The sequence below is a fragment of the Marivivens marinus genome, from assembly GCF_035969385.1.
Classification (GTDB): Bacteria; Pseudomonadota; Alphaproteobacteria; order Rhodobacterales; family Rhodobacteraceae; genus SELP01.
Genome location: NZ_JAYKKJ010000005.1, coordinates 40,650 through 58,076 on the forward strand (window position 1 = coordinate 40,650; position 17,427 = coordinate 58,076).

Annotated in this window: 25 protein-coding genes and 2 tRNA genes; 5 read left to right on the forward strand and 22 right to left on the reverse strand. The window is 62.2% G+C overall.

The annotated features are described in order from the left end of the window. Window positions 1-28 precede the first annotated feature (28 nt). From U3648_RS09200 to U3648_RS09285, 18 genes are all read right to left on the reverse strand, one after another. Complete coding sequence (locus U3648_RS09200; protein WP_420858944.1) at window positions 29-349, reverse strand: hypothetical protein; 321 nt, start codon at window positions 347-349, stop codon at window positions 29-31. A gap of 319 nt (window positions 350-668) precedes the next feature. Next, complete coding sequence (locus U3648_RS09205) at window positions 669-1,154, reverse strand: hypothetical protein (protein ID WP_420858945.1); 486 nt, start codon at window positions 1,152-1,154, stop codon at window positions 669-671. 221 nt (window positions 1,155-1,375) lie between these two features. Further along, window positions 1,376-1,450 (reverse strand) — tRNA-Phe (locus tag U3648_RS09210). 92 nt (window positions 1,451-1,542) lie between these two features. After that, window positions 1,543-1,725: a DNA gyrase inhibitor YacG gene (locus tag U3648_RS09215; protein WP_420858946.1), complete on the reverse strand. Its 183-nt coding sequence runs from the start codon at window positions 1,723-1,725 to the stop codon at window positions 1,543-1,545. After that, window positions 1,722-2,762 carry a ribonuclease E/G gene (locus tag U3648_RS09220; protein WP_420858947.1) on the reverse strand — a complete coding sequence of 347 codons (1,041 nt, stop codon included), beginning with the start codon at window positions 2,760-2,762 and terminating at the stop codon, window positions 1,722-1,724. Before U3648_RS09220 ends, U3648_RS09215 begins: the two co-directional genes overlap by 4 nt. Continuing rightward, a complete protein-coding gene (locus tag U3648_RS09225) occupies window positions 2,759-3,343 on the reverse strand; it encodes a Maf family protein (protein ID WP_420858948.1) in 585 nt (194 codons plus the stop codon). Before U3648_RS09225 ends, U3648_RS09220 begins: the two co-directional genes overlap by 4 nt. Window positions 3,344-3,345: 2 nt before the next feature. Then, on the reverse strand, window positions 3,346-3,903 hold the full coding sequence (locus tag U3648_RS09230; protein ID WP_420858949.1) for a hypothetical protein: 558 nt from the start codon (window positions 3,901-3,903) through the stop codon (window positions 3,346-3,348). 27 nt (window positions 3,904-3,930) lie between these two features. After that, entirely contained in the window at window positions 3,931-4,149 is a 219-nt protein-coding gene (gene infA / locus U3648_RS09235) for a translation initiation factor IF-1 (protein WP_008186030.1), read from the reverse strand. Window positions 4,150-4,232: 83 nt separating this feature from the next. Further along, a complete protein-coding gene (locus U3648_RS09240) occupies window positions 4,233-5,117 on the reverse strand; it encodes a carbon-nitrogen hydrolase family protein (RefSeq protein ID WP_420858950.1) in 885 nt (294 codons plus the stop codon). Further along, window positions 5,114-5,701, reverse strand: a complete 588-nt coding sequence (locus U3648_RS09245; protein WP_420858951.1) for a GNAT family N-acetyltransferase — start codon at window positions 5,699-5,701, stop codon at window positions 5,114-5,116. The genes U3648_RS09240 and U3648_RS09245 overlap by 4 nt, the downstream gene beginning before the upstream one ends. Next, window positions 5,698-6,102 carry a ketosteroid isomerase-related protein gene (locus U3648_RS09250; RefSeq protein ID WP_420858952.1) on the reverse strand — a complete coding sequence of 135 codons (405 nt, stop codon included), beginning with the start codon at window positions 6,100-6,102 and terminating at the stop codon, window positions 5,698-5,700. Before U3648_RS09250 ends, U3648_RS09245 begins: the two co-directional genes overlap by 4 nt. Window positions 6,103-6,109: 7 nt before the next feature. After that, window positions 6,110-6,505 carry an arsenate-mycothiol transferase ArsC gene (locus U3648_RS09255; protein WP_420858953.1) on the reverse strand — a complete coding sequence of 132 codons (396 nt, stop codon included), beginning with the start codon at window positions 6,503-6,505 and terminating at the stop codon, window positions 6,110-6,112. Between the two features lie 84 nt (window positions 6,506-6,589). Next, window positions 6,590-7,069 carry a UPF0262 family protein gene (locus U3648_RS09260; RefSeq protein WP_420858954.1) on the reverse strand — a complete coding sequence of 160 codons (480 nt, stop codon included), beginning with the start codon at window positions 7,067-7,069 and terminating at the stop codon, window positions 6,590-6,592. Window positions 7,070-7,073: 4 nt separating this feature from the next. Continuing rightward, entirely contained in the window at window positions 7,074-8,378 is a 1,305-nt protein-coding gene (hisD, locus tag U3648_RS09265; RefSeq protein ID WP_420858955.1) for a histidinol dehydrogenase, read from the reverse strand. Between the two features lie 76 nt (window positions 8,379-8,454). Further along, window positions 8,455-8,934 carry a GNAT family N-acetyltransferase gene (locus tag U3648_RS09270; protein ID WP_420858956.1) on the reverse strand — a complete coding sequence of 160 codons (480 nt, stop codon included), beginning with the start codon at window positions 8,932-8,934 and terminating at the stop codon, window positions 8,455-8,457. Window positions 8,935-8,945: 11 nt separating this feature from the next. Next, window positions 8,946-9,425 (reverse strand): DUF2948 family protein, encoded by a 480-nt coding sequence (locus U3648_RS09275; RefSeq protein WP_420858957.1) that lies wholly within the window; start codon window positions 9,423-9,425, stop codon window positions 8,946-8,948. After that, window positions 9,422-10,690: a UDP-N-acetylglucosamine 1-carboxyvinyltransferase gene (gene murA, locus U3648_RS09280; RefSeq protein ID WP_420858958.1), complete on the reverse strand. Its 1,269-nt coding sequence runs from the start codon at window positions 10,688-10,690 to the stop codon at window positions 9,422-9,424. Before murA ends, U3648_RS09275 begins: the two co-directional genes overlap by 4 nt. A 7-nt stretch (window positions 10,691-10,697) precedes the next feature. After that, complete coding sequence (locus tag U3648_RS09285; protein ID WP_165352884.1) at window positions 10,698-10,859, reverse strand: hypothetical protein; 162 nt, start codon at window positions 10,857-10,859, stop codon at window positions 10,698-10,700. Between the two features lie 86 nt (window positions 10,860-10,945). On the opposite strand from U3648_RS09285, the gene U3648_RS09290 reads away from it, so the two are divergent. Further along, window positions 10,946-11,020, forward strand: a tRNA-Thr gene (locus tag U3648_RS09290). Window positions 11,021-11,138: 118 nt separating this feature from the next. Continuing rightward, window positions 11,139-11,651, forward strand: a complete 513-nt coding sequence (locus U3648_RS09295) for a hypothetical protein (RefSeq protein WP_420858959.1) — start codon at window positions 11,139-11,141, stop codon at window positions 11,649-11,651. Between the two features lie 19 nt (window positions 11,652-11,670). On the opposite strand, the gene U3648_RS09300 is transcribed toward U3648_RS09295, so the two are convergent. The 3 genes from U3648_RS09300 to U3648_RS09310 form a co-directional block, all read right to left on the reverse strand. After that, window positions 11,671-12,189: an acyloxyacyl hydrolase gene (locus U3648_RS09300; RefSeq protein ID WP_420858960.1), complete on the reverse strand. Its 519-nt coding sequence runs from the start codon at window positions 12,187-12,189 to the stop codon at window positions 11,671-11,673. Window positions 12,190-12,256: 67 nt separating this feature from the next. Beyond that, window positions 12,257-13,069, reverse strand: coding sequence for a histidinol-phosphatase (hisN, locus tag U3648_RS09305; RefSeq protein ID WP_420858961.1), 813 nt, complete (start codon window positions 13,067-13,069; stop codon window positions 12,257-12,259). 66 nt (window positions 13,070-13,135) lie between these two features. Beyond that, on the reverse strand, window positions 13,136-13,504 hold the full coding sequence (locus U3648_RS09310; RefSeq protein WP_420858962.1) for a helix-turn-helix domain-containing protein: 369 nt from the start codon (window positions 13,502-13,504) through the stop codon (window positions 13,136-13,138). 258 nt (window positions 13,505-13,762) lie between these two features. On the opposite strand from U3648_RS09310, the gene U3648_RS09315 reads away from it, so the two are divergent. Further along, window positions 13,763-14,740 carry an NADPH:quinone oxidoreductase family protein gene (locus U3648_RS09315; RefSeq protein WP_420858963.1) on the forward strand — a complete coding sequence of 326 codons (978 nt, stop codon included), beginning with the start codon at window positions 13,763-13,765 and terminating at the stop codon, window positions 14,738-14,740. Window positions 14,741-14,784: 44 nt separating this feature from the next. Here U3648_RS09315 and U3648_RS09320 read toward each other — a convergent pair whose 3' ends face one another. Next, window positions 14,785-15,669 carry a LysR family transcriptional regulator gene (locus U3648_RS09320; RefSeq protein WP_420858964.1) on the reverse strand — a complete coding sequence of 295 codons (885 nt, stop codon included), beginning with the start codon at window positions 15,667-15,669 and terminating at the stop codon, window positions 14,785-14,787. Between the two features lie 116 nt (window positions 15,670-15,785). Between U3648_RS09320 and U3648_RS09325 the strand changes: the two genes are divergently transcribed. After that, window positions 15,786-16,016 (forward strand): DUF1127 domain-containing protein, encoded by a 231-nt coding sequence (locus U3648_RS09325; RefSeq protein ID WP_420858965.1) that lies wholly within the window; start codon window positions 15,786-15,788, stop codon window positions 16,014-16,016. Window positions 16,017-16,138: 122 nt separating this feature from the next. Beyond that, window positions 16,139-16,918 carry a Bax inhibitor-1/YccA family protein gene (locus U3648_RS09330; protein WP_420858966.1) on the forward strand — a complete coding sequence of 260 codons (780 nt, stop codon included), beginning with the start codon at window positions 16,139-16,141 and terminating at the stop codon, window positions 16,916-16,918. Window positions 16,919-17,427: the final 509 nt, after the last annotated feature.

Consider the following 17,427-nt stretch of genomic DNA (forward strand, 5'->3'; position numbering starts at 1 on the left):
GGCCGCCTAAGTCCCTCTCAAGACAGCTTTACAGCTCTTTCAACCTACGCAGCCGCATTTCTTCCACGTAGGCTTTCATCTCGCTTGCGAGGCAATGAAGGCGCTCTAGCGCAAACGGCGAGGGAACCTCTGTGCGCCCTGCTTCGCGCGAAAGGTACCAAGGATGCATCTTGATATCGTGGATGATCTCGACCAGTCCCAAACCAAGGGAGGCATCAGTTATACGTTCAAGCACCTCTCGGCACTCTAACCCTGCGCAGTCAAGTTGATGCCGATCCAGGTTGGCGTGACCAGTGGCCATTTCAGCGCCTTGTCCCCAAGTATTCGCTTTGGCATGACGATAGGTCATTTGATTACTCCTTTCCGGTTATTCGGACGCTCGGACGCACCGAGGGAACTGACGAAGAGGTCTACGTCAGATTGCCTAAATCGCGTCGATGCACCAACTTTTACGGGCTGGGGAAAGCCTGGTAAGGCTTTGATGTGGCGATAGATGGTCGGGGAACTGATGCCGCCAAGAGCGACCCCCAACTCATCAATCGTCAAGAGTTTACAGGCCATGTTGACCTCCTTCTTTGAAGCGCAGCGTTGCCAGCTGCATGTCAAGAAGGATCACCAAGAACCCCTACGAGAAAAATCCCTAAAAACTACGTGAAAATTGGAAAAATCTACGAGAAAATATTGATATCGCGAGCGCGAATACGCCGCCAAACGGTTTCCCCTTTTGCCGCCACTTTTAGAACCTGTTCTTGATCCACCTCACAACGCATCGCGGTTGCTCTTATCGCTTCACTTAATACAGTCTGCTCCAAATCAGTGATTTCAGAAAGTGAACTCAGCCTGAGTGCAACCCGAGCATTCGGATGGGAACGGGCATATGATGCCGAGCATTCTTGCCTGAACACGCAAAACAAACTGAGCGGTATGGCCAAGCCTTGCTTATCCAGAGAGGATAGTCGACGAGCCAGTCGCTCTGCGACACTTTCAATGAGAGGGGGAGGCTTTCTGGTTTGAGAACCGCCCCTCTTTTGGAAAGCTAGCTGTGCAGCATGAGTCGGCTTTCTCTTCCCGTCTGCCCCCAAAATGCCCACAGCAATCCTGCTTGCCTTCCGGAAGCTCTGGCCTGATTTTCCGCAGCACCAAAGTTCCGCCATGTACTCGATGTGTTCGATGTCTTCAGGAACTTTACTTGGCCTCCCAGGTCTCTTCCCCACTGCAACTTCCACTTTTTGTGATGCTAATGAGACAGAATTCTAACGGGCTAGCGCGGGGTGTCGACAAGAAGAGTGGTAAAATAAATGGGGGAGCAATGCGGGGAAAGCCCACACGCAAGGGTCATTAAGCCCCTGTTTTATATTATATTTTTTAAATTTAATGGTGCCCGGGGGCGGAATCGAACCACCGACACGAGGATTTTCAATCCACTGCTCTACCCCTGAGCTACCCGGGCACGGGATGCGTTGACGGTGTTGTCAATCGCTTGGGTGGGTGCCTTCTAGACGCGCTTTGGGTGGGTGTCCAGAGGCTTTTGTCGCAAAAATTTCAATGCGGTTTGCGAAGCTGTTCTTCCATCTCCCGAAGCGCCTCTTCGGCCTCTTCCGGGTCCTCGGAGGGGATCGCGTAGCTGCCGGACAGCCACTTGCCCAGATCGATGTCTGCGCAGCGTTTAGAGCAGAAGGGCCGCGCCTTTGGGTCGGTCTGTTTGCCGCAGATCGGGCAGGTCATTCCAGCACCCCGGCCAGAAGCGACCGCATCGGCAGCCGTTCCCGTTTGCGCTGCATTTCGAACAGGCCCATCGTGGTCCAGCCGACCAGTGAGGTCTCGATCCCGTCGGATTTGAAGGCCGCGCGCAGCGATTGTTCCACCTGCCGCCGGTGCGCCTTGGACATGGGCGCGAAATCCACCACGATCTGTCCGCCCAACCCCCGGAGGCGCAATGCCCGCGGCAGGGCGCGGGCAGCGGCAAGGTTGGCCTTCAGCGCCGCCGCCGGGGACGTATCGCCGCCGGTGTTCACGTCCACGGCAACCAATGCGCGGGTCGCCTCGACCACCATCGACCCCTCCCCGATTGGCACCTCGGCCCGGCGGATTCCGTCGATTTCATCCAGAACGCCCAGCCGGGCAAACCCGCCCGGTTTGGTGACGACTTCGGCCCGGCCGGTCCAGTCGCGCCAGGCCAGAACATGGGGCCCGTCCCCATCGGTCAACGCCTCTGGGTCCGTGCCCTCGGCATCGCCTGTCACCGCCTCGGCCAGCGCCAGCATGGCGGCGATGTCCTCGGCAATCTCCTCTTCCCCGGCCCCGTCACAGGATGACCGCAGGATCAGCCCGTGCTCCGCCCCCTCCATCTCGGCATGGCCGATGGCAAGGATGCGGGCGCGTTCTTCCTCGTCCTCGACCTGCCGCGACAGGTTGATGCCCGGCGCGCCCGGAGTGACGATGGCATAGCGGCTTTTGAACAGGATCCGATTGGTCAACGGCACGGCCTTGCCATCCTCGGCATAACCGGTGACCTGCGTCAGGATCGGCTGGCCGGGACGCAGCCCTTTGCCCTGCCGCAAGAACCCCGTCTGCCCGTCGGGCAGGCGCACCATCATGCCGCCCTGCCCCTTCAGCGGCCGGTCACAAATCGCCCGGAAGATCGCGCCGGGGCGCGGCTGGCTGTCATCGTCGATCAGAAGATCGTCAAGCCGCCCGTCGACCATGCGCGCGGCGGCTTCGCGCCCGCCGATGTGGTCGAGAATGATTGTCCGGCCCTTCATGCCGCGCCTCCGTGAACTGGGTATCCCATCGCCTGCAACAGCCCCGCGGTTTCGGTCAGGGGTAGGCCGACGACCCCGGTGAACGATCCGTTGATCCACGGAATGAAGGCTCCGGCGGGCCCTTGGATGGCATAGGCGCCGGCCTTACCGTCCCAATCCCCGGTGGCGAGATAGCCGTTCACCTCGGCATCCGACAGCCGCTTCATCTGCACGATGGTCAACACGTCGCGCACCTTGATCACCCCGTCCCGTTTTGCGGCAATGGCGGTGATCACCCGATGTCGGCGACCGGAGAGCTTGTAAAGGAATTCCGCAGCTTCACCTGCGTCCTCGGGCTTGCCGAGGATCCGGCGGCCCAGTGCAACGGTGGTATCGGCGCAGAGCACGACCTCGCCCGCCTCTGCCGGCACGGCCTCGGCCTTTTCGCGGGCCATGCGCTTGACGTAGTCGCGGGGTAGTTCGCCCTTTTGCGGGGTTTCGTCGATGTCGGGCGCGCGCACCGCATCAGGGCGCAGTCCGATCTGCGCCAAGAGCTCCAGCCGCCGGGGAGAACCGGAGCCGAGGATTAGTTTGGGTTGCACAGTCAACGTCCCAACACCGCCGTCTGAAATTTCTGCACTTCGCGTCCAATCCTTTGGTAATGGCGAGTACTCTTTTCGTCTCGAGGCGTCCAATCAACATGCCTACCCACGAACCGTCCATTTCTAAATTTGAACATGTCAAGCCGATCTAGGGCACCGGCCCATTGTTTGACCATAGGTTCGTCGCTCAGCAGCCACCTTTCTGGGCGGCGGGTCGGTGCCGGGTTATTAACGTCAAAGGACCATGTGGGATCCTCGACGAACAGAATCGACTTCTCACCGTCAAGGTGAGGGGTAATATCTTCAATCGCACCGGTTGTCCGCCGTAGAACTGCATGCCGTTCAGCTTCGAGCCAATGACCCTCAAATTCCCAAACTAGGAAACCAAAGACCGGGCTGCCTTCTCCGTCGCGAGCCGCATCAGCAACGTTGAAGAAGCACTCTAAGGGTTTGGCCCTATCGCGAGGCTGTACCGGCAAAACACACGGCTCAACCGAAGAGAGCTCGCGACAGAACCTTCTCACTTCAACAGAAACACCTTTCGGTGTGGTGATGTTCAATCGCAAACCCAAGGGTTGGCTAGCGCACTATTTGAAGCGATAGTTGATCCGCCCCTTGGTCAGGTCATAGGGGGTCATTTCGACCTGCACCTTGTCGCCTGCCAGAACCCGGATGCGGTTCTTGCGCATCTTGCCTGCCGTATGCGCGATGATCGTATGGCCGTTTTCCAGCTCGACCAGGAATGTCGCGTTCGGCAGGAGTTCCTTCACGACACCGGGGAATTCGAGCAGTTCTTCCTTGGCCATGTGATCTCCTGAATTGGTTCTTCGCGCCCGAATGCGCGACCGGCGCTTAAATGCGCCCGAAACCGCCGATTTTCAAGGGGCAATCAGCGCAAGGACCGGATTGTGACCGTTTCGACCCGCCCGTCCTGTTCCGTCCAATGGGCGAAATTGCCAACCTGCCCGGTCTGACGCGGGGCGGCGATGGCTGCGGGGTCCACATCGGCAATGACCCAGCCGGGGGCATCGGTGTCGCCCTGGGCGAGGATCCCGTCAGAAGGCAGGCCGAAATCGGGCGGGCAGAAGAACCCGACGCGGCCCGTGCCGCTGTCCAGAACGTCACATCCCGCGACCCCACCCAGAACCGGAGCTTGCACGATCAGGCATTGCCCTTCGATGGCGCGGGCACGGCAGGACTGGCGGACGCGGGTCTGCCCGGCGGGAAAATCCGTGGCGGAAGGAACAAGGATCATATCCGCCCCGGCCTCGACCAATGCGCGGGCCTGAAGCGGGAATTCGCTGTCATAGCAGATCAGCACCCCGATCCGGCCGAGCGCGGTGTTGAACAGCCGGATCTCGTGCCCCGGTGAGATTTGCATCTGGTGGCGTTCATAGGGGGTGAGGATCAGCTTGTCCTGCCAGTCCAACTGCCCCTCGGGCCCGCACAGATAGGCGCGGTTCACCGTCCGCCCCACGGCGTCATGGGCGCAAAGGGACCCGGCAAGGATCCAGACCCCGTTGTCCCGCGCCAGCCGCTGGTGCAAGGCGGCCCAATCCACGGCCCGGTCGGCCATGCGGTCGGCCCAGGTTGCAGGGGCCGGCTCTCCCTCGGGCGCGCCGATCAGCGCCGCCTCTCCGCCCGCGTATTCGGGAAAGACCAACAGATCGGCCCCCTGCCCCGCCGCATCCGCCACCCAGGCCGCCAGCTTCGCCTCCAGCGCCTCTTGGGTGCGGTGCCATCCGGGGCGATAGGCGCAGGCGGCGATCTTCATAGCGGTTTGATCCAGAATTGCAGGGGTTTTGGGGTCTCTTCAGGCTGACCGTGATCTTTCCAGCGGAAGATGGCAATGGCCCCGTCCAGCTTGCGGTATCCCCGTTTGCGCCAGAACCCGTCCAGTGGGACATAGGCCTCGGGCCGGTCGGGATGGTCGTCGGGCCGGATCACGCCGCAGAAGGCGGAATAAAGGTAACCGAGTGACCGCGCATGAGCCTCTCGCATGTCAAAGAACACGTGGCCCGCCCCCTGCCCCCGATATTCGGGCAAAAGCACGGATTCGGCGCAGTAGAATACGTCGGCCATGGGGATATCGACCTCCGCAAAGGCCTTGGCGAACTGATCGTCGTGACCCAGAAGCGGCGTCCCGGTCGAGGCGCCAACGATCCGGTCCCCGTCAAAGGCGGCAACCAGCACCGCGCGCGGGTTGTCGCGATAGCTGGACATGTATTGCCGTTCATAGTCCAGATCGCCATCGTACAGATATGGCCACGCCCGGAACACCTCGATCCGGAGGCGGGCAAGATCATCCAGCGCCGCCTCGACCTCGGCGCCGGTCAGGGTGCGAAACTCCAGCGTCACGCCGCCACCTGCGCCACCCAATCGGCAAGGTTGTAATAGGTTGTCACGCGCGAGATCTTTCCGTCCCGCAGTTCCATGAACGACCCGCCCGGCAAGCGGTAGGTCTGGCCCCGCGCCACGGGCAGGCCCGCGTCGGTTTGCAGATAGGTACCGTTGACGATGAATTCGGCCGCCGCGCGGGTGCCGTCGTCGTTCGCGAAAATCACCATGTCCGTCAGCTCCTCCTTGTAGCAACGGGTCATGTGATCGCAGAAGGCCCTGAACAAATCCTTGCCGGTCCTGATCTTTCCCTCGTTGACGTGGTGGGCAACGTCCTCGGTCAGCTCGGCCAGCATGGCGTCGGTGTCGCCCGCGTTGAAGGCCTCGAAATAGCGGGTCAGGGTGGCGCGCGCGTCGGTCATCGTCGGTTCAACTCTCTCTTGCGGGGCCCCAGCGTTCGATCAGGCGGCCCATGATCTGATCCCGGGTCTGGCGGTAGCTGTCCAACCGCGCCTCCCGGCTTTCTCCCAGACCGGTGGGGTCAAGGATTGGCCAATACTCTACGTCCAGATGAAAGACCCGCGTGAGCTCTAGCGCCCTTCTTTGGCTCGCGGGCGACAAGGCGATGACCAGATCGAAGGACGACAGGTCGTCGCCCCATTCCTGCATTTCGTCAAAGGACCGGGACCGGTGGCGGGACAGTTCCACCCCAAGCTCCTGACAGACGGTCACGGCGAATCCGTCAATCTCCAGATCGTTCTTCACGCCGACGGACTGGATATAGCATTCCTGCCCGTAAAGCTTCTTCATGATGCCTTCGGCCATGGGCGAGCGCACCGAATTATGGTCGCAGCAAAACAGGACCGACTGGGGCAAAGGTGGAAAGGTTTTGTCCCCGTCCCCCACCGGTCAGCCCCCCCAGTGCAGAACGCAGATAAGGGTGAACAGGCGGCGGGCGGTGTCGGTATCCAGTTCTGCCTTGCCTTCCAGCCGCTCCTGCACCACGCGGGCGCCTTCGTTGTGGATGCCACGGCGGGCCATGTCGATGGTTTCGATCTGGCTGGGGGCGGCGGTTTTCACAGCGTCGAAATAGCTTTCGCAGATCTGGAAATAGTCCTTCACCACCTGACGGAACGGCCCAAGCGACAAATGAAATTCGCCTGCCGGGGCGTCGGCCTCGGTGCGGATGTCAAAGACCAGCCGCCGGTCGCGGATCGCAAGGTTCAGCTTGTAGGGACCGGGCGGGATGCCCTTCCCGTCCGGGTCGGGAAGCACAAAGCTGTTGTCTTCAAGAAGGTCAAAGACCGCGACTTTGCGCTCCTGCTCGATCTCGGGCGTGGGCGGCGGCAGGTTGCTGTCGTCGATGCTGATGTCGATGATCTTGGTCATGCGCCTACCCCTCGTTCAACCGGTCAAGCCGTGCACGGACAGACAGGCCGTGGGCCTGAAGGCTTTCCGATGTGGCCAGCCGTTCGGCGGCAGGACCGATGGCAGCCAGCGCCTGAGGAGTCATCCGGGCAAGGGTGGTGCGTTTGACGAAATCCATCACGGACAATCCACTTGAAAACCGGGCCGACCGGGCAGTGGGCAGCACGTGGTTGGGTCCGCCGATGTAATCGCCAATCGCCTCGGGGGTCCAGCCCCCGATAAAGATCGCGCCCGCATGGGTGACGCGGGCCGCCATCGCCTCGGCATCGTTCACGCACAGCTCCAGATGTTCAGGCGCGATCCGGTCGGACAGGGTTACGGCCTGTTCCATGCTCTCCACGGTGATCACCGCGCCGAAATCGCGCCAGCTGGCCCCGGCGATGGCCCGACGTTCCAGCGTCTCAAGCCGCTTGTCCACCGCGGCGGCCACAACCTGACCGAAGGCCGCGTCGTCTGTGATCAGGATCGACTGGGCGCTTTCGTCGTGTTCGGCCTGGCTGAGCAGGTCCAGCGCGATCCAGTGCGGGTCGTTGTCCCGGTCGGCGATGACCAGAATTTCCGACGGCCCCGCGATCATGTCGATGCCCACCTTGCCGAAAACCCGGCGCTTGGCCGCGGCGACAAAGGCGTTGCCCGGCCCGGTGATCTTGTCCACGGGCGGGATGGTGTCCGTGCCATAGGCAAGGGCCGCAATCGCCTGCGCCCCGCCGATGCGGTAAATCTCGTCCACCCCGGCAATCCGGGCCGCAAGGATCACCAGCGGATTCGTGACCCCATCGGGCGTCGGCACGGTGATGGCCAGCCGCGCGACCCCCGCCACCTTGGCCGGAATTGCGTTCATCAGCACCGAGGACGGATAGGATGCCAGCCCGCCCGGCACATAGAGGCCCGCCGCCGACACGGCCGTCCAGCGCCAGCCAAGCGAGGCGCCAGTGGCATCCTCCCAGCGGGCATCATCCGGCATTTGCCGTTCGTGGTAGGCGCGGATGCGTTCCGCGGCCAGTTCAAGGGCGGCGCGATCCTCGGGGCTGACCTTGGCGCACTCCGCCTCGATCTCGGTCTCGGAAAACCGCAGAGTCTCGGCGGTCAACGTCAGCCGGTCGAATTTCGCGGTTAGCTCGATCACCGCCGCATCCCCACGCGCCCGCACATCGGCAATGATTCCGGCGACGGCGGCATCCACGTCCGGGCTGTCTTCGCGCTTCATCCCCAGAAGCGCGGAAAAGCGGGCTTCGAAATCGGCATCACGGGTGGACAGAAAATGCGGCATGGGCAGGCTCCTTCCCCCGCCTGATACAAGGGGCGGGGCCGGGCATCAATGCGGCGTTTGGGGTCTGGCCGCGCACCTAGTCGTCCAGCCGCCGGATCAACTGGATTTCATCGACATAGTTGCCCTTGATGAGCAACGCGCGGGGGATCACGCCAAAGCGGACAAAGCCGTGCCGGGCGTAGGCGTCATAGGCGCGGGTGTTGGTTTCGGCCACCGACAGTTCGATCTGGGCCAGACCATCGGTGCGGCCCTGCGCAATCGCCGCTTCGATCAGCAGATCGACCGCCCCTTTTCCGCGCAACCGCTTGCGGACATAGACCGCGTGCAGGCTGGCGCGATGGCCTGCGTTGTGGCCGTCTTCCCGGTCATAGGCCAACAGCCCTTCCAGTCCCTTATCTGTCCAAAGGCCAAAAATCACCCCGTTTTCCAACCGCTGAATGTAGCGGGATTCGGGCAGGTTTTCCCATTGCGCGAGGGTCGAGCCATAGGCCTCGGGATGCAGGCGCAGCGCCTCCAGCCGGACATGGCGAAAGGCCAGCGCATCGGCGGCTGTCAACCGCCGGACAATCATTCGGGATGATCCGGCGTCTTCTTCGATGGCGCGATGTAGGGGCGGGTGACGTCCTGAAGGAGGATTTCCAGCGCATCGACCTCCAGCGCGATGGCCCCGTCCCCGGCAAGGGTCAGGGTCACGCGGCCGGTTCCGTCTTCGCCCGCTTCAAACGAGATGGACAAAAGCGACAGGATCACCTCGGAATCGCCGCGAGGTACCCCTTGGGATTGCACTTTTCGAACATCTTCGATGGACAGGACCGATTGGACCCTCTCCACCGCGCGGCGCCGGGTTGTGGCCCGGTCGGCGTCTTCCCAGCGGAACCGGTTCAGCAGGATCGCAAAGCGGCGCCGCCGAGGCAGCCACTGCATTTCCGACGCCGGGAACACCGCATCCTGCGCCAGCGCCGAGAGGACCGACAGGTCCATCTCGTCCAGTGCCTTCAGGCGCAGCGGCTTGTCGCCGCCATCTTCGAAACGCGCGTCCCCGGTCACTCGCCCGCCACCCTTTCGATCTGTGCGCCCACCGCGCCCAGCTTTTCCTCGACATGCTCATAGCCGCGGTCAAGGTGATAGACCCGGTTCACACGGGTTTCCCCCTCTGCCGCCAGCCCCGCCAGAATCAGCGAGACCGAGGCCCGCAGATCGGTCGCCATGACCGGCGCGCCTTTCAGGCGGTCGACCCCGTGCACCGTGGCATGGCCGCCGTGCACCTCGATACTCGCCCCCATGCGGACAAGTTCCGGGGCATGCATGAAGCGATTCTCGAAAATCTTCTCTTCCAGCACGCTGGTGCCCTCGGCGGTGCAGAGCATCGCCATCATCTGCGCCTGAAGGTCCGTGGGGAACCCGGGGAAGGGTTCGGTGGTCACGTCCACCGCGCGGGGGCGGTCGCCGTTGCGGGCCACTTTCAGCCCTTCGGCGGTTTCCGTCACCTCGACCCCGGCCTGATGCAGTTTTTCGACAAAGCTTTCGACCAGCGACAGGCGGCCGCCGATGCATTCCACCTCGCCCCCGGCGATCACCGGGGCCAGCATATAGGTGCCCAGTTCGATCCGGTCGGTCACCACCTGATGGGTCGCGCCGCCCAGACGGTCCACACCCTGCACCTCGATCCGGGTGGTGCCATCGCCTTCGATCTGGGCGCCCATCTTGCGCAGACAATCGGCCAGATCGACGATCTCGGGTTCGCGCGCGGCGTTGTTGATCACCGTGGTGCCCTTGGCCAGCGTCGCGGCCATCAGCGCATTTTCCGTCGCCCCGACCGAGGCAAAGCGGAAATCAATGGTGCCGCCTTTCAGGCCACCCCGGGCGACCGCGTGAAGATAACCATCCTTCAACTCGATCTCGGCCCCCAGCGCCTCGAGCGCGGTCACATGCAGGTCCATCGGACGCGCCCCGATCGCGCAGCCGCCGGGCAGCGACACGACCGCATGGCCCTCGCGCGCCAAAAGCGGGCCCAGCACGAGGTTCGACGCGCGCATCTTGCGCACGATTTCATAGTCCGCAGTGGTCGAATTCAACCCGTGGCTCGACAGCACCTGCACCTTGCCGTCATGCAGCGCGGACACCTCGGCCCCCAGCGACTGCAACAGTAGCGTCATCGTCTTGATGTCGGACAGGCGCGGCGTGTTGGTCAGGGTCAGCGGTTCCTCGGACAGAAGGGTTGCCGGCATCAGGGTCAGCGCCGCGTTCTTCGCCCCCGCGATCCTGATCTTGCCCTTCAGCGGCGTGCCGCCCTTCACGATAATCGAATCCATAGCCTGCCTATTCGTCTTTCCCGGCGGGGTCGTCCGCCGTCTTGCCTGTGCCACGGGCGCGCGCCTGCGCCTTGCGCCGGGCCATATTCGCCTTCAGCGCTGCCTTCAAACGGTCTTCCCGCGTCTGCGTGGATTTCCGCCCGGTCTTTGGCCCGTCTTTCTGCTCCATGACCGCGTTGTTAAAGGAAGGTGCAAAAACCGTCCAGAGAGGGCTTGCGCCCGATTTCGATTAGGGCTAATCCCCGCCTCGCAGATGCTGCAGTAGCTCAGTGGTAGAGCACTCCCTTGGTAAGGGAGAGGTCGGGAGTTCAATCCTCCCCTGCAGCACCATCCTCCTTCCCTTTGAGAATTATCACTGGTTAGGCTTTTTGCCTGATAATGCATTGCACTGGACGGCCGTCTACAACACCCTTCGGGTGGATCGGGTATGGTTGATCAGGTGCAGGTCATGAAACTGGGAAAGTATACCGGAACGGTTCTTCAATTCGACTTTGGCGATTTCTATTGCTACGGCATTTGCGTCGGGGCGAGCCAGTTGCCGGATGAAGATTCCAAGTCGGCCAAAGGCATCTTCATCGTCCGGATGCTTGCTCCGGCGGTGTCAGAGGAGGTGTCCGATCTGAACGTCATACACGGCTTTCCTCTTCGGACGTATGTGCGGTTCCATCTTGGCGCCATGATACGCCAACCCGAGGTCACGATCCTTGGACAGGTCGAATTGTCAGAAAGCGAACTAGCCGAACCCACCTTCAAGAGTCTTGGACTGTTTGCACCTGGGGCGAAGGCCAAGGGATGGTGGTTGGTCAACAGTAAGCGAGAGGATTGGGTGACAAGCCTGAAACCTGAAGAACGGCGCTTCCCCATAGATGGGGTCTACGGTCTCGTTGGCTTGCGGGAACTCTACGAGTTGGATCTCTACCCCGAGTCCGAAATCTATTTCACGAACGCCCCAGCCCAATAATGAATGCCTGCCGCCCACCCTACATCGGGAAACTCACCCGCAGTTGCACAGTTTCGATCCCCGGGTTCTGGGCGAATATGTCGGCGTTGGACCGGTGGTCGTAGGCCAGTCCGAACCGGACCCCGCTGCGGGTTTCATAACCGAACTCGATCCCCGACCGGAACTCCAGCGGTCCGCCAAGGTCGAATCCGTCGTTGGGCGCGTAAAGCCCCGGCATCAGGTGCAATTCGGCGAAATAGGGCGTGTCGGGGCGGGTCAGCTCGTAGGTGACGCCGTAGCCCAACCACAGCTCTCCCTTTTCGCCCACCGACAGGCCGGCGGCGGTGCCGAAGGGGCCGAATCCCCGGCCGAAATCATAGCGCAGATAGATCTCTCCGGCCGGTTGTGCCCGCCGTTCCAGCACCTCGCCCGCCGAGATCGCGAATCTTGCCTGCCGGTCATTTCCCGCAAGGCACCCCGCGTCGGTCCCGCAATGGTTTTGCGCCATGTCGGTCAGCCCGAAGGCCAGCAAGAGCACTGCAAAGGTTCCGTCGGCCATGATACCCCCTTGGTCTGATGGTTGCGGGCTACCATAGACAAGCGGCCCGCGCTGTCCACCGCCCGACCTAGACGCCCTGAAGGATCGCCAGCGCCTCGGCATGGATGTCACGGTTCGCGGCGGCGATCACGCGCCCGCCCATATGCGCCGGACCTCCGTCCCAGCTTGTGACGATCCCGCCCGCCGCCTCGACCACGGCCTGTGGGGCCTGAATGTCGTAGGGGTTCAAGCCCGCCTCGATCACCAGATCCACCTGCCCCGCCGCCAAAAGGGCGTAGCCATAGCAGTCCATCCCATAGCGGGTCAGCCGGGCGCGGGTCGCAACAGCGTGAAAGGCGCGGCCTTCCGCCTCGGTCCCGACCTCGGGAAAGGTGGTCAGCACGGTCGCTTCGGACAGGGGGCGGTGGGCGCGAGTGACCAGCGGCGCAGTGCCGGATGGCCCTGTCACCTCGGCCCGGCCAAAGCCGCCGACGAACCGTTCGCGGATATAGGGCTGGTCGACAATCCCGAAGATCGGCCCGTCCTCGTCCGCCAAGGCAATCAGCACCCCCCAGGTCGGCGTGCCCGAGATATATCCGCGCGTCCCATCGATCGGGTCGATCACCCAGGTCAGGCCGGATTGTCCTTTCGTGGTGCCAAATTCTTCGCCCAGAATCCCGTCGTCGGGGCGTTCGCGCGCCAGAATATCGCGGATCGCCTGTTCGGCGGCACGGTCGGCGACGGTGACAGGGTCGAAGCCCGCCCCGGTGCCGGTCTTGTCATCGGTGTCGATCTGGGCGGCGCGGAAATGGGCCAGTGTCGCGGGACGGGCCGCGTCGGCAAGCAAATGGGCGACCCGTTCCAGATCGCCCTTCGTTGCATCGTTCAGATTGTTACGCATCCCTGCCCCCGGCGGTCCCTTTGCACAGGCGGTAGCCCGCCCGCGCAAGGCCCGTCAAGGGTTCGGTCAGGCGGCGTCGCTCAGGACGCGGGCCAGATCGAACAGACGACGGCGCTGGGTTTCGGGAATGGCATAGTAGGACCGCAGCAGGTCCAGCGCTTCCTTGTCGGCAAGGATGTCCCCCGGAAGGGCGGTATCCACGGCCTCTTCGCCCGAAACGTCCAGCCCTTCGAAGAAGAACGAGATCGGCACCGAAAGCGCATGGGCAATATCCCAGAGCCGGGATGCGCTGACCCGGTTCATGCCGGTTTCGTATTTCTGGATCTGCTGGAACTTGATCCCAACCTTTTCGGCCAGCTGCTGCTGGGTCGTGCCGATCATCCAGCGCCGATGGCGGATTCGCTTGCCAACATGAACATCAACCGGGTGCTTCATTGTAATTCCTCGACTACGGGGCCAACCCTTCTCCTCATGTGCCTTTTCCCGGGAACGGCCCCGTACACATGGCGATCGGCGCGATTTGATGAAGCCAAAGAAACACGTCTTGGTTGCGCGGGTCTACATGACCTTTAGGACAGGCTGGGACCGGTTTCAGCGCGGCGAATCCCCCCAAAACCCACCCAAAAGGATAGGTTTCCCCTTTCGACTCGCTATACTAGCGTCTGTCAAACCAATGATAGGAAAAGGGATTCCATGCGGCACAAAGCCTATCGCATCCTCGAAACGGGCGTTGAGCCCAGCCTGACACATGTGGAAATCCCCATGCCCGCAAAAGGCGAAGTGCGCCTGAAGATCGAAGCCTGCGGGCTCAACTTTGCCGATCTGTTGATGGCCAAAGGGACCTATCAGGACACCCCCGCGGCCCCATTCACGCTGGGGCTGGAAGTCTGCGGGACGGTCATCGACTGCGGGCCCGACACCGACGGCCCGGCACCGGGCACCCGGGTTGCCGTTTTCAGCGGACAGGGCGGGCTTGCCGAAGAGGGGTTGTTTCCGGCGGACCGCTGCATTCCTGTCCCCGAAACGATGGACCCGGCGGTGGCCGCGGGGTTTCAAGTCGCCTATGGCACCTCGCACCTTGCCCTGACCCGTCGGGCACGATTGCAGCCCGGCGAACGACTGGTTGTCACCGGGGCGGCAGGTGGCGTCGGGCTGACCGCGATCGAGATCGGCAAGGCCCTGGGGGCCGAAGTGGTGGCCATTGCACGCGGGGCTGACAAGCTGGCCGTGGCGCAGGCCGCCGGGGCCGATCACCTGATCGACGCCACAACAGACCCGGCAGAAATCACCGCAAGGATCAAGGCGCTTGGCGGTGCCGATGTGGTTTATGACGTGGTCGGCGGCGATCTGTTCACCGCCCTGTTCAAGGCTGCCAACCGCGAGGCACGCCTGATCGTCATCGGCTTTGCCGGGGGCGACGTGCCCAAGATCCCGGCCAATCATCTGCTGGTCAAGAACATCGACGTGATCGGGTTCTACTGGGGCGGCTACATGGCCTTCAACCCAACAGCCCTGACCGACAGCATGGCCGAGTTGATGCGTTGGCACGCCGAAGGACGGCTCCAGCCCCATATCGGCCATACATTGCCTTTGGATCGGGCCGGGGATGCGCTGGCGCTGCTGGCAGACCGCAAATCGACGGGCAAGGTCGTGGTGACGATGGGGGACTGACCCGCGCCAGGAAGTCCTCACAGGCGTTTACGGCACGCACGACCCTATCCCGCAACCCGCAGGTCCGGGCCCGCCCCCATCGCGCGAAAGGCATGCCGCACCTGATCGGCCATTTCGGCCTGCACAGTTCCGGCGAGCGTTTCCGCGACGTAGATATTGATGTTGATCCGTTCGAGATCTGGCAAGGTGCCGCCATGGGGGATTTGCTGGAACATCTGGCCTTCGGTCCCTTCCAGCATCGCGTGAACCGCAAGATCGGCGCTGACCGTCGCCTCGATTGACCGGGTCGACTCGCTCTCGACCGCCATTTCCCACGGCACCCCGGCGCGGTCCAGCTGGGCCTGTACCTCTTGCCGAAACCGGCAGCGTTCCTCGAACGCCAAAGGTAGGGGGCGCTGTTTCCACGCCTGCCCACCGGGCGCCCCGACCCAGACCAACGGCAGGGTGGTCAATGTCTCTCCGCCCTGATCAACCCCGCCTTCGGTGGTGAGGATCACATCCAGCTCGCCCCGTTCGAACTGGCTGCGCAACACGCGGGTAAAGGAACTGGCCAGTTGCACCTTCACACGGGGATAATCGGCGGCAAAGCGGTGCAGCACCTTGGGAATGACCGGGTAGACGATGTCATGCGGCACACCCAGCCGCAGCACGCCTTCGAAGTCGCTGCCGGTCATCTTGCGCAGCGCCTCGTCGTTCAACTGCAGCATCCGGCGGGCATAGCCCAAAAGCTGTTCGCCCGCCGGTGTCAGGGCGATACCCCGGCCCGACCGGTCCAGAAGCGGCAGGTCCAGCGCCTCTTCCAACCGCTTCAACTGCATCGATACCGCGGATTGGGTCAGGTTCATGAGGCCGGCAGCACGGGTGACACCGCCGCAATCGGCCACTGTCACAAAAGAGCGGAGCGCCGTCAGGTCGAGGTTTCGGGGCATTACATCACAATCCCTGATATTGAATCTAAAAAAGATGAATTTTCATTATGGGTCAAAATGCACGATACATCAACCATGTTGAACATTTGACGCCAGACCATCACAGGAGATTATCAATGACCCAGTCCCTTGCCCATTGCGCCCCGGCCGCCCGCCAATTGCCCCGCCGCGTTGCGCCCGCGCGTCCCGCGACGCGGCTGATGCAGATGATCGCCCTGTGGCGGCAACGAAGCGCGCTGCGCGAAATGGATGACGCGCAGCTGTGCGATCTGGGCCTGTCGCGCGCACAGGCCGACGCAGAAGCCCGCCGCCCGGTCTGGGATGTGCCCGCCCATTGGCAGCGGTAACATCATCCGCCAATTTTCCGCCGGAAATGCTTGAAAACCCGGACCATACCGCCAATATCTTAGCCGAAGGCTCTGCCCATTCGGGCAGGGCCGATACAACAAAAGGCTAACCGGAGGTTTCCATGGCTGATTTTCAGACGGTCCGGGCGGGTGTAGGCGTCCGCTCCGCCGAAATCGATGCAGGGCTGCGCGCCCATATGAACAAGGTCTACGGCACCATGTCCGTGGGCATGTTCATCACCTTTCTTGCCGCCTGGGCGATTGCCGGGCTGGCCGTGACGACCGACCCGACCGGGGCCACCGCGATGCTGCGGCCGGGCCAATATCTGACTGGTCTGGGCGAGGCGCTTTACATCTCGCCGCTCAAATGGGTGGTGATGTTCGCGCCGCTGGCCTTCCTCTGGTTCGGCATGGGCGCCGCGATGAACCGTCTCTCCGCCGCCGGGGTGCAGGTCGCCTTCTACGTCTTTGCCGTGCTCATGGGCATCTCGCTCAGCTCGATCTTCCTCGTCTTCACCGGCTATTCGATCATTCAGGTCTTCCTGATCACCTCGATCGCCTTCGCTGGTCTGTCGCTTTACGGCTACACCACGAAGAAGGACATCTCGGGTTGGGGCGCGTTCCTGATCATGGGCGTGATCGGCCTTCTGGTCGCGATGGTCGTGAACATCTTCCTCGCCTCCGAGGCCGTGGCCTTTGCGATCTCGGTGATCGGTGTGCTGATCTTTGCCGGTCTGACCGCCTATGACACCCAGAAGATCAAGGTGACCTATCTGGCCCACGCCCATCACGGCGACCAGGAATGGCTGGGCAAGGCCGCGATTTCGGGCGCGCTGAACCTCTACCTCGACTTCATCAACATGTTCATGTTCCTGCTGCAACTGCTGGGGAACCGGGAATAATCCCAACCTGAACGCGCATGATCAGGCCGCCCTTCTGGGCGGCCTTTTTCGTCTCAGGTCGGTGGGTCAAGACCCACCTTACCCGGGGGCGCTTCGCTCCCCAATCCTGAAAACTCTTGGCCCCCAGAGGATATTTATTGACCCAAAGAAGAATGGACGCTGAGTCCAGCCTCTTTCTTTGGGTCAATAAATATTCTGGGGTGAGTAAACCGGCAAAGGAAACCAATTCAGCTAATGCGGTTAACCCCCACTGGAACTTGAGACAAAGATGCTTCGAGAGCAGCTTGACAGAGAACGCGCCACGGCGGACGATTTACGGAAACGCCTAGATGGGGCGGAACGTTTGATTGAGGACCATAGGCCAGCGCGAGTTAAGGCTCGAAAGAGGTTCTGGCAGACATAGAAACTAGGACACATGCATCTTTTCAGAACCTTGGCCGCCCTTCTATTTGCCGCGTGCACGCCAGCTCAAGCGCAAGACGTGGCGTTATTGCTGTATGATGCTGAAA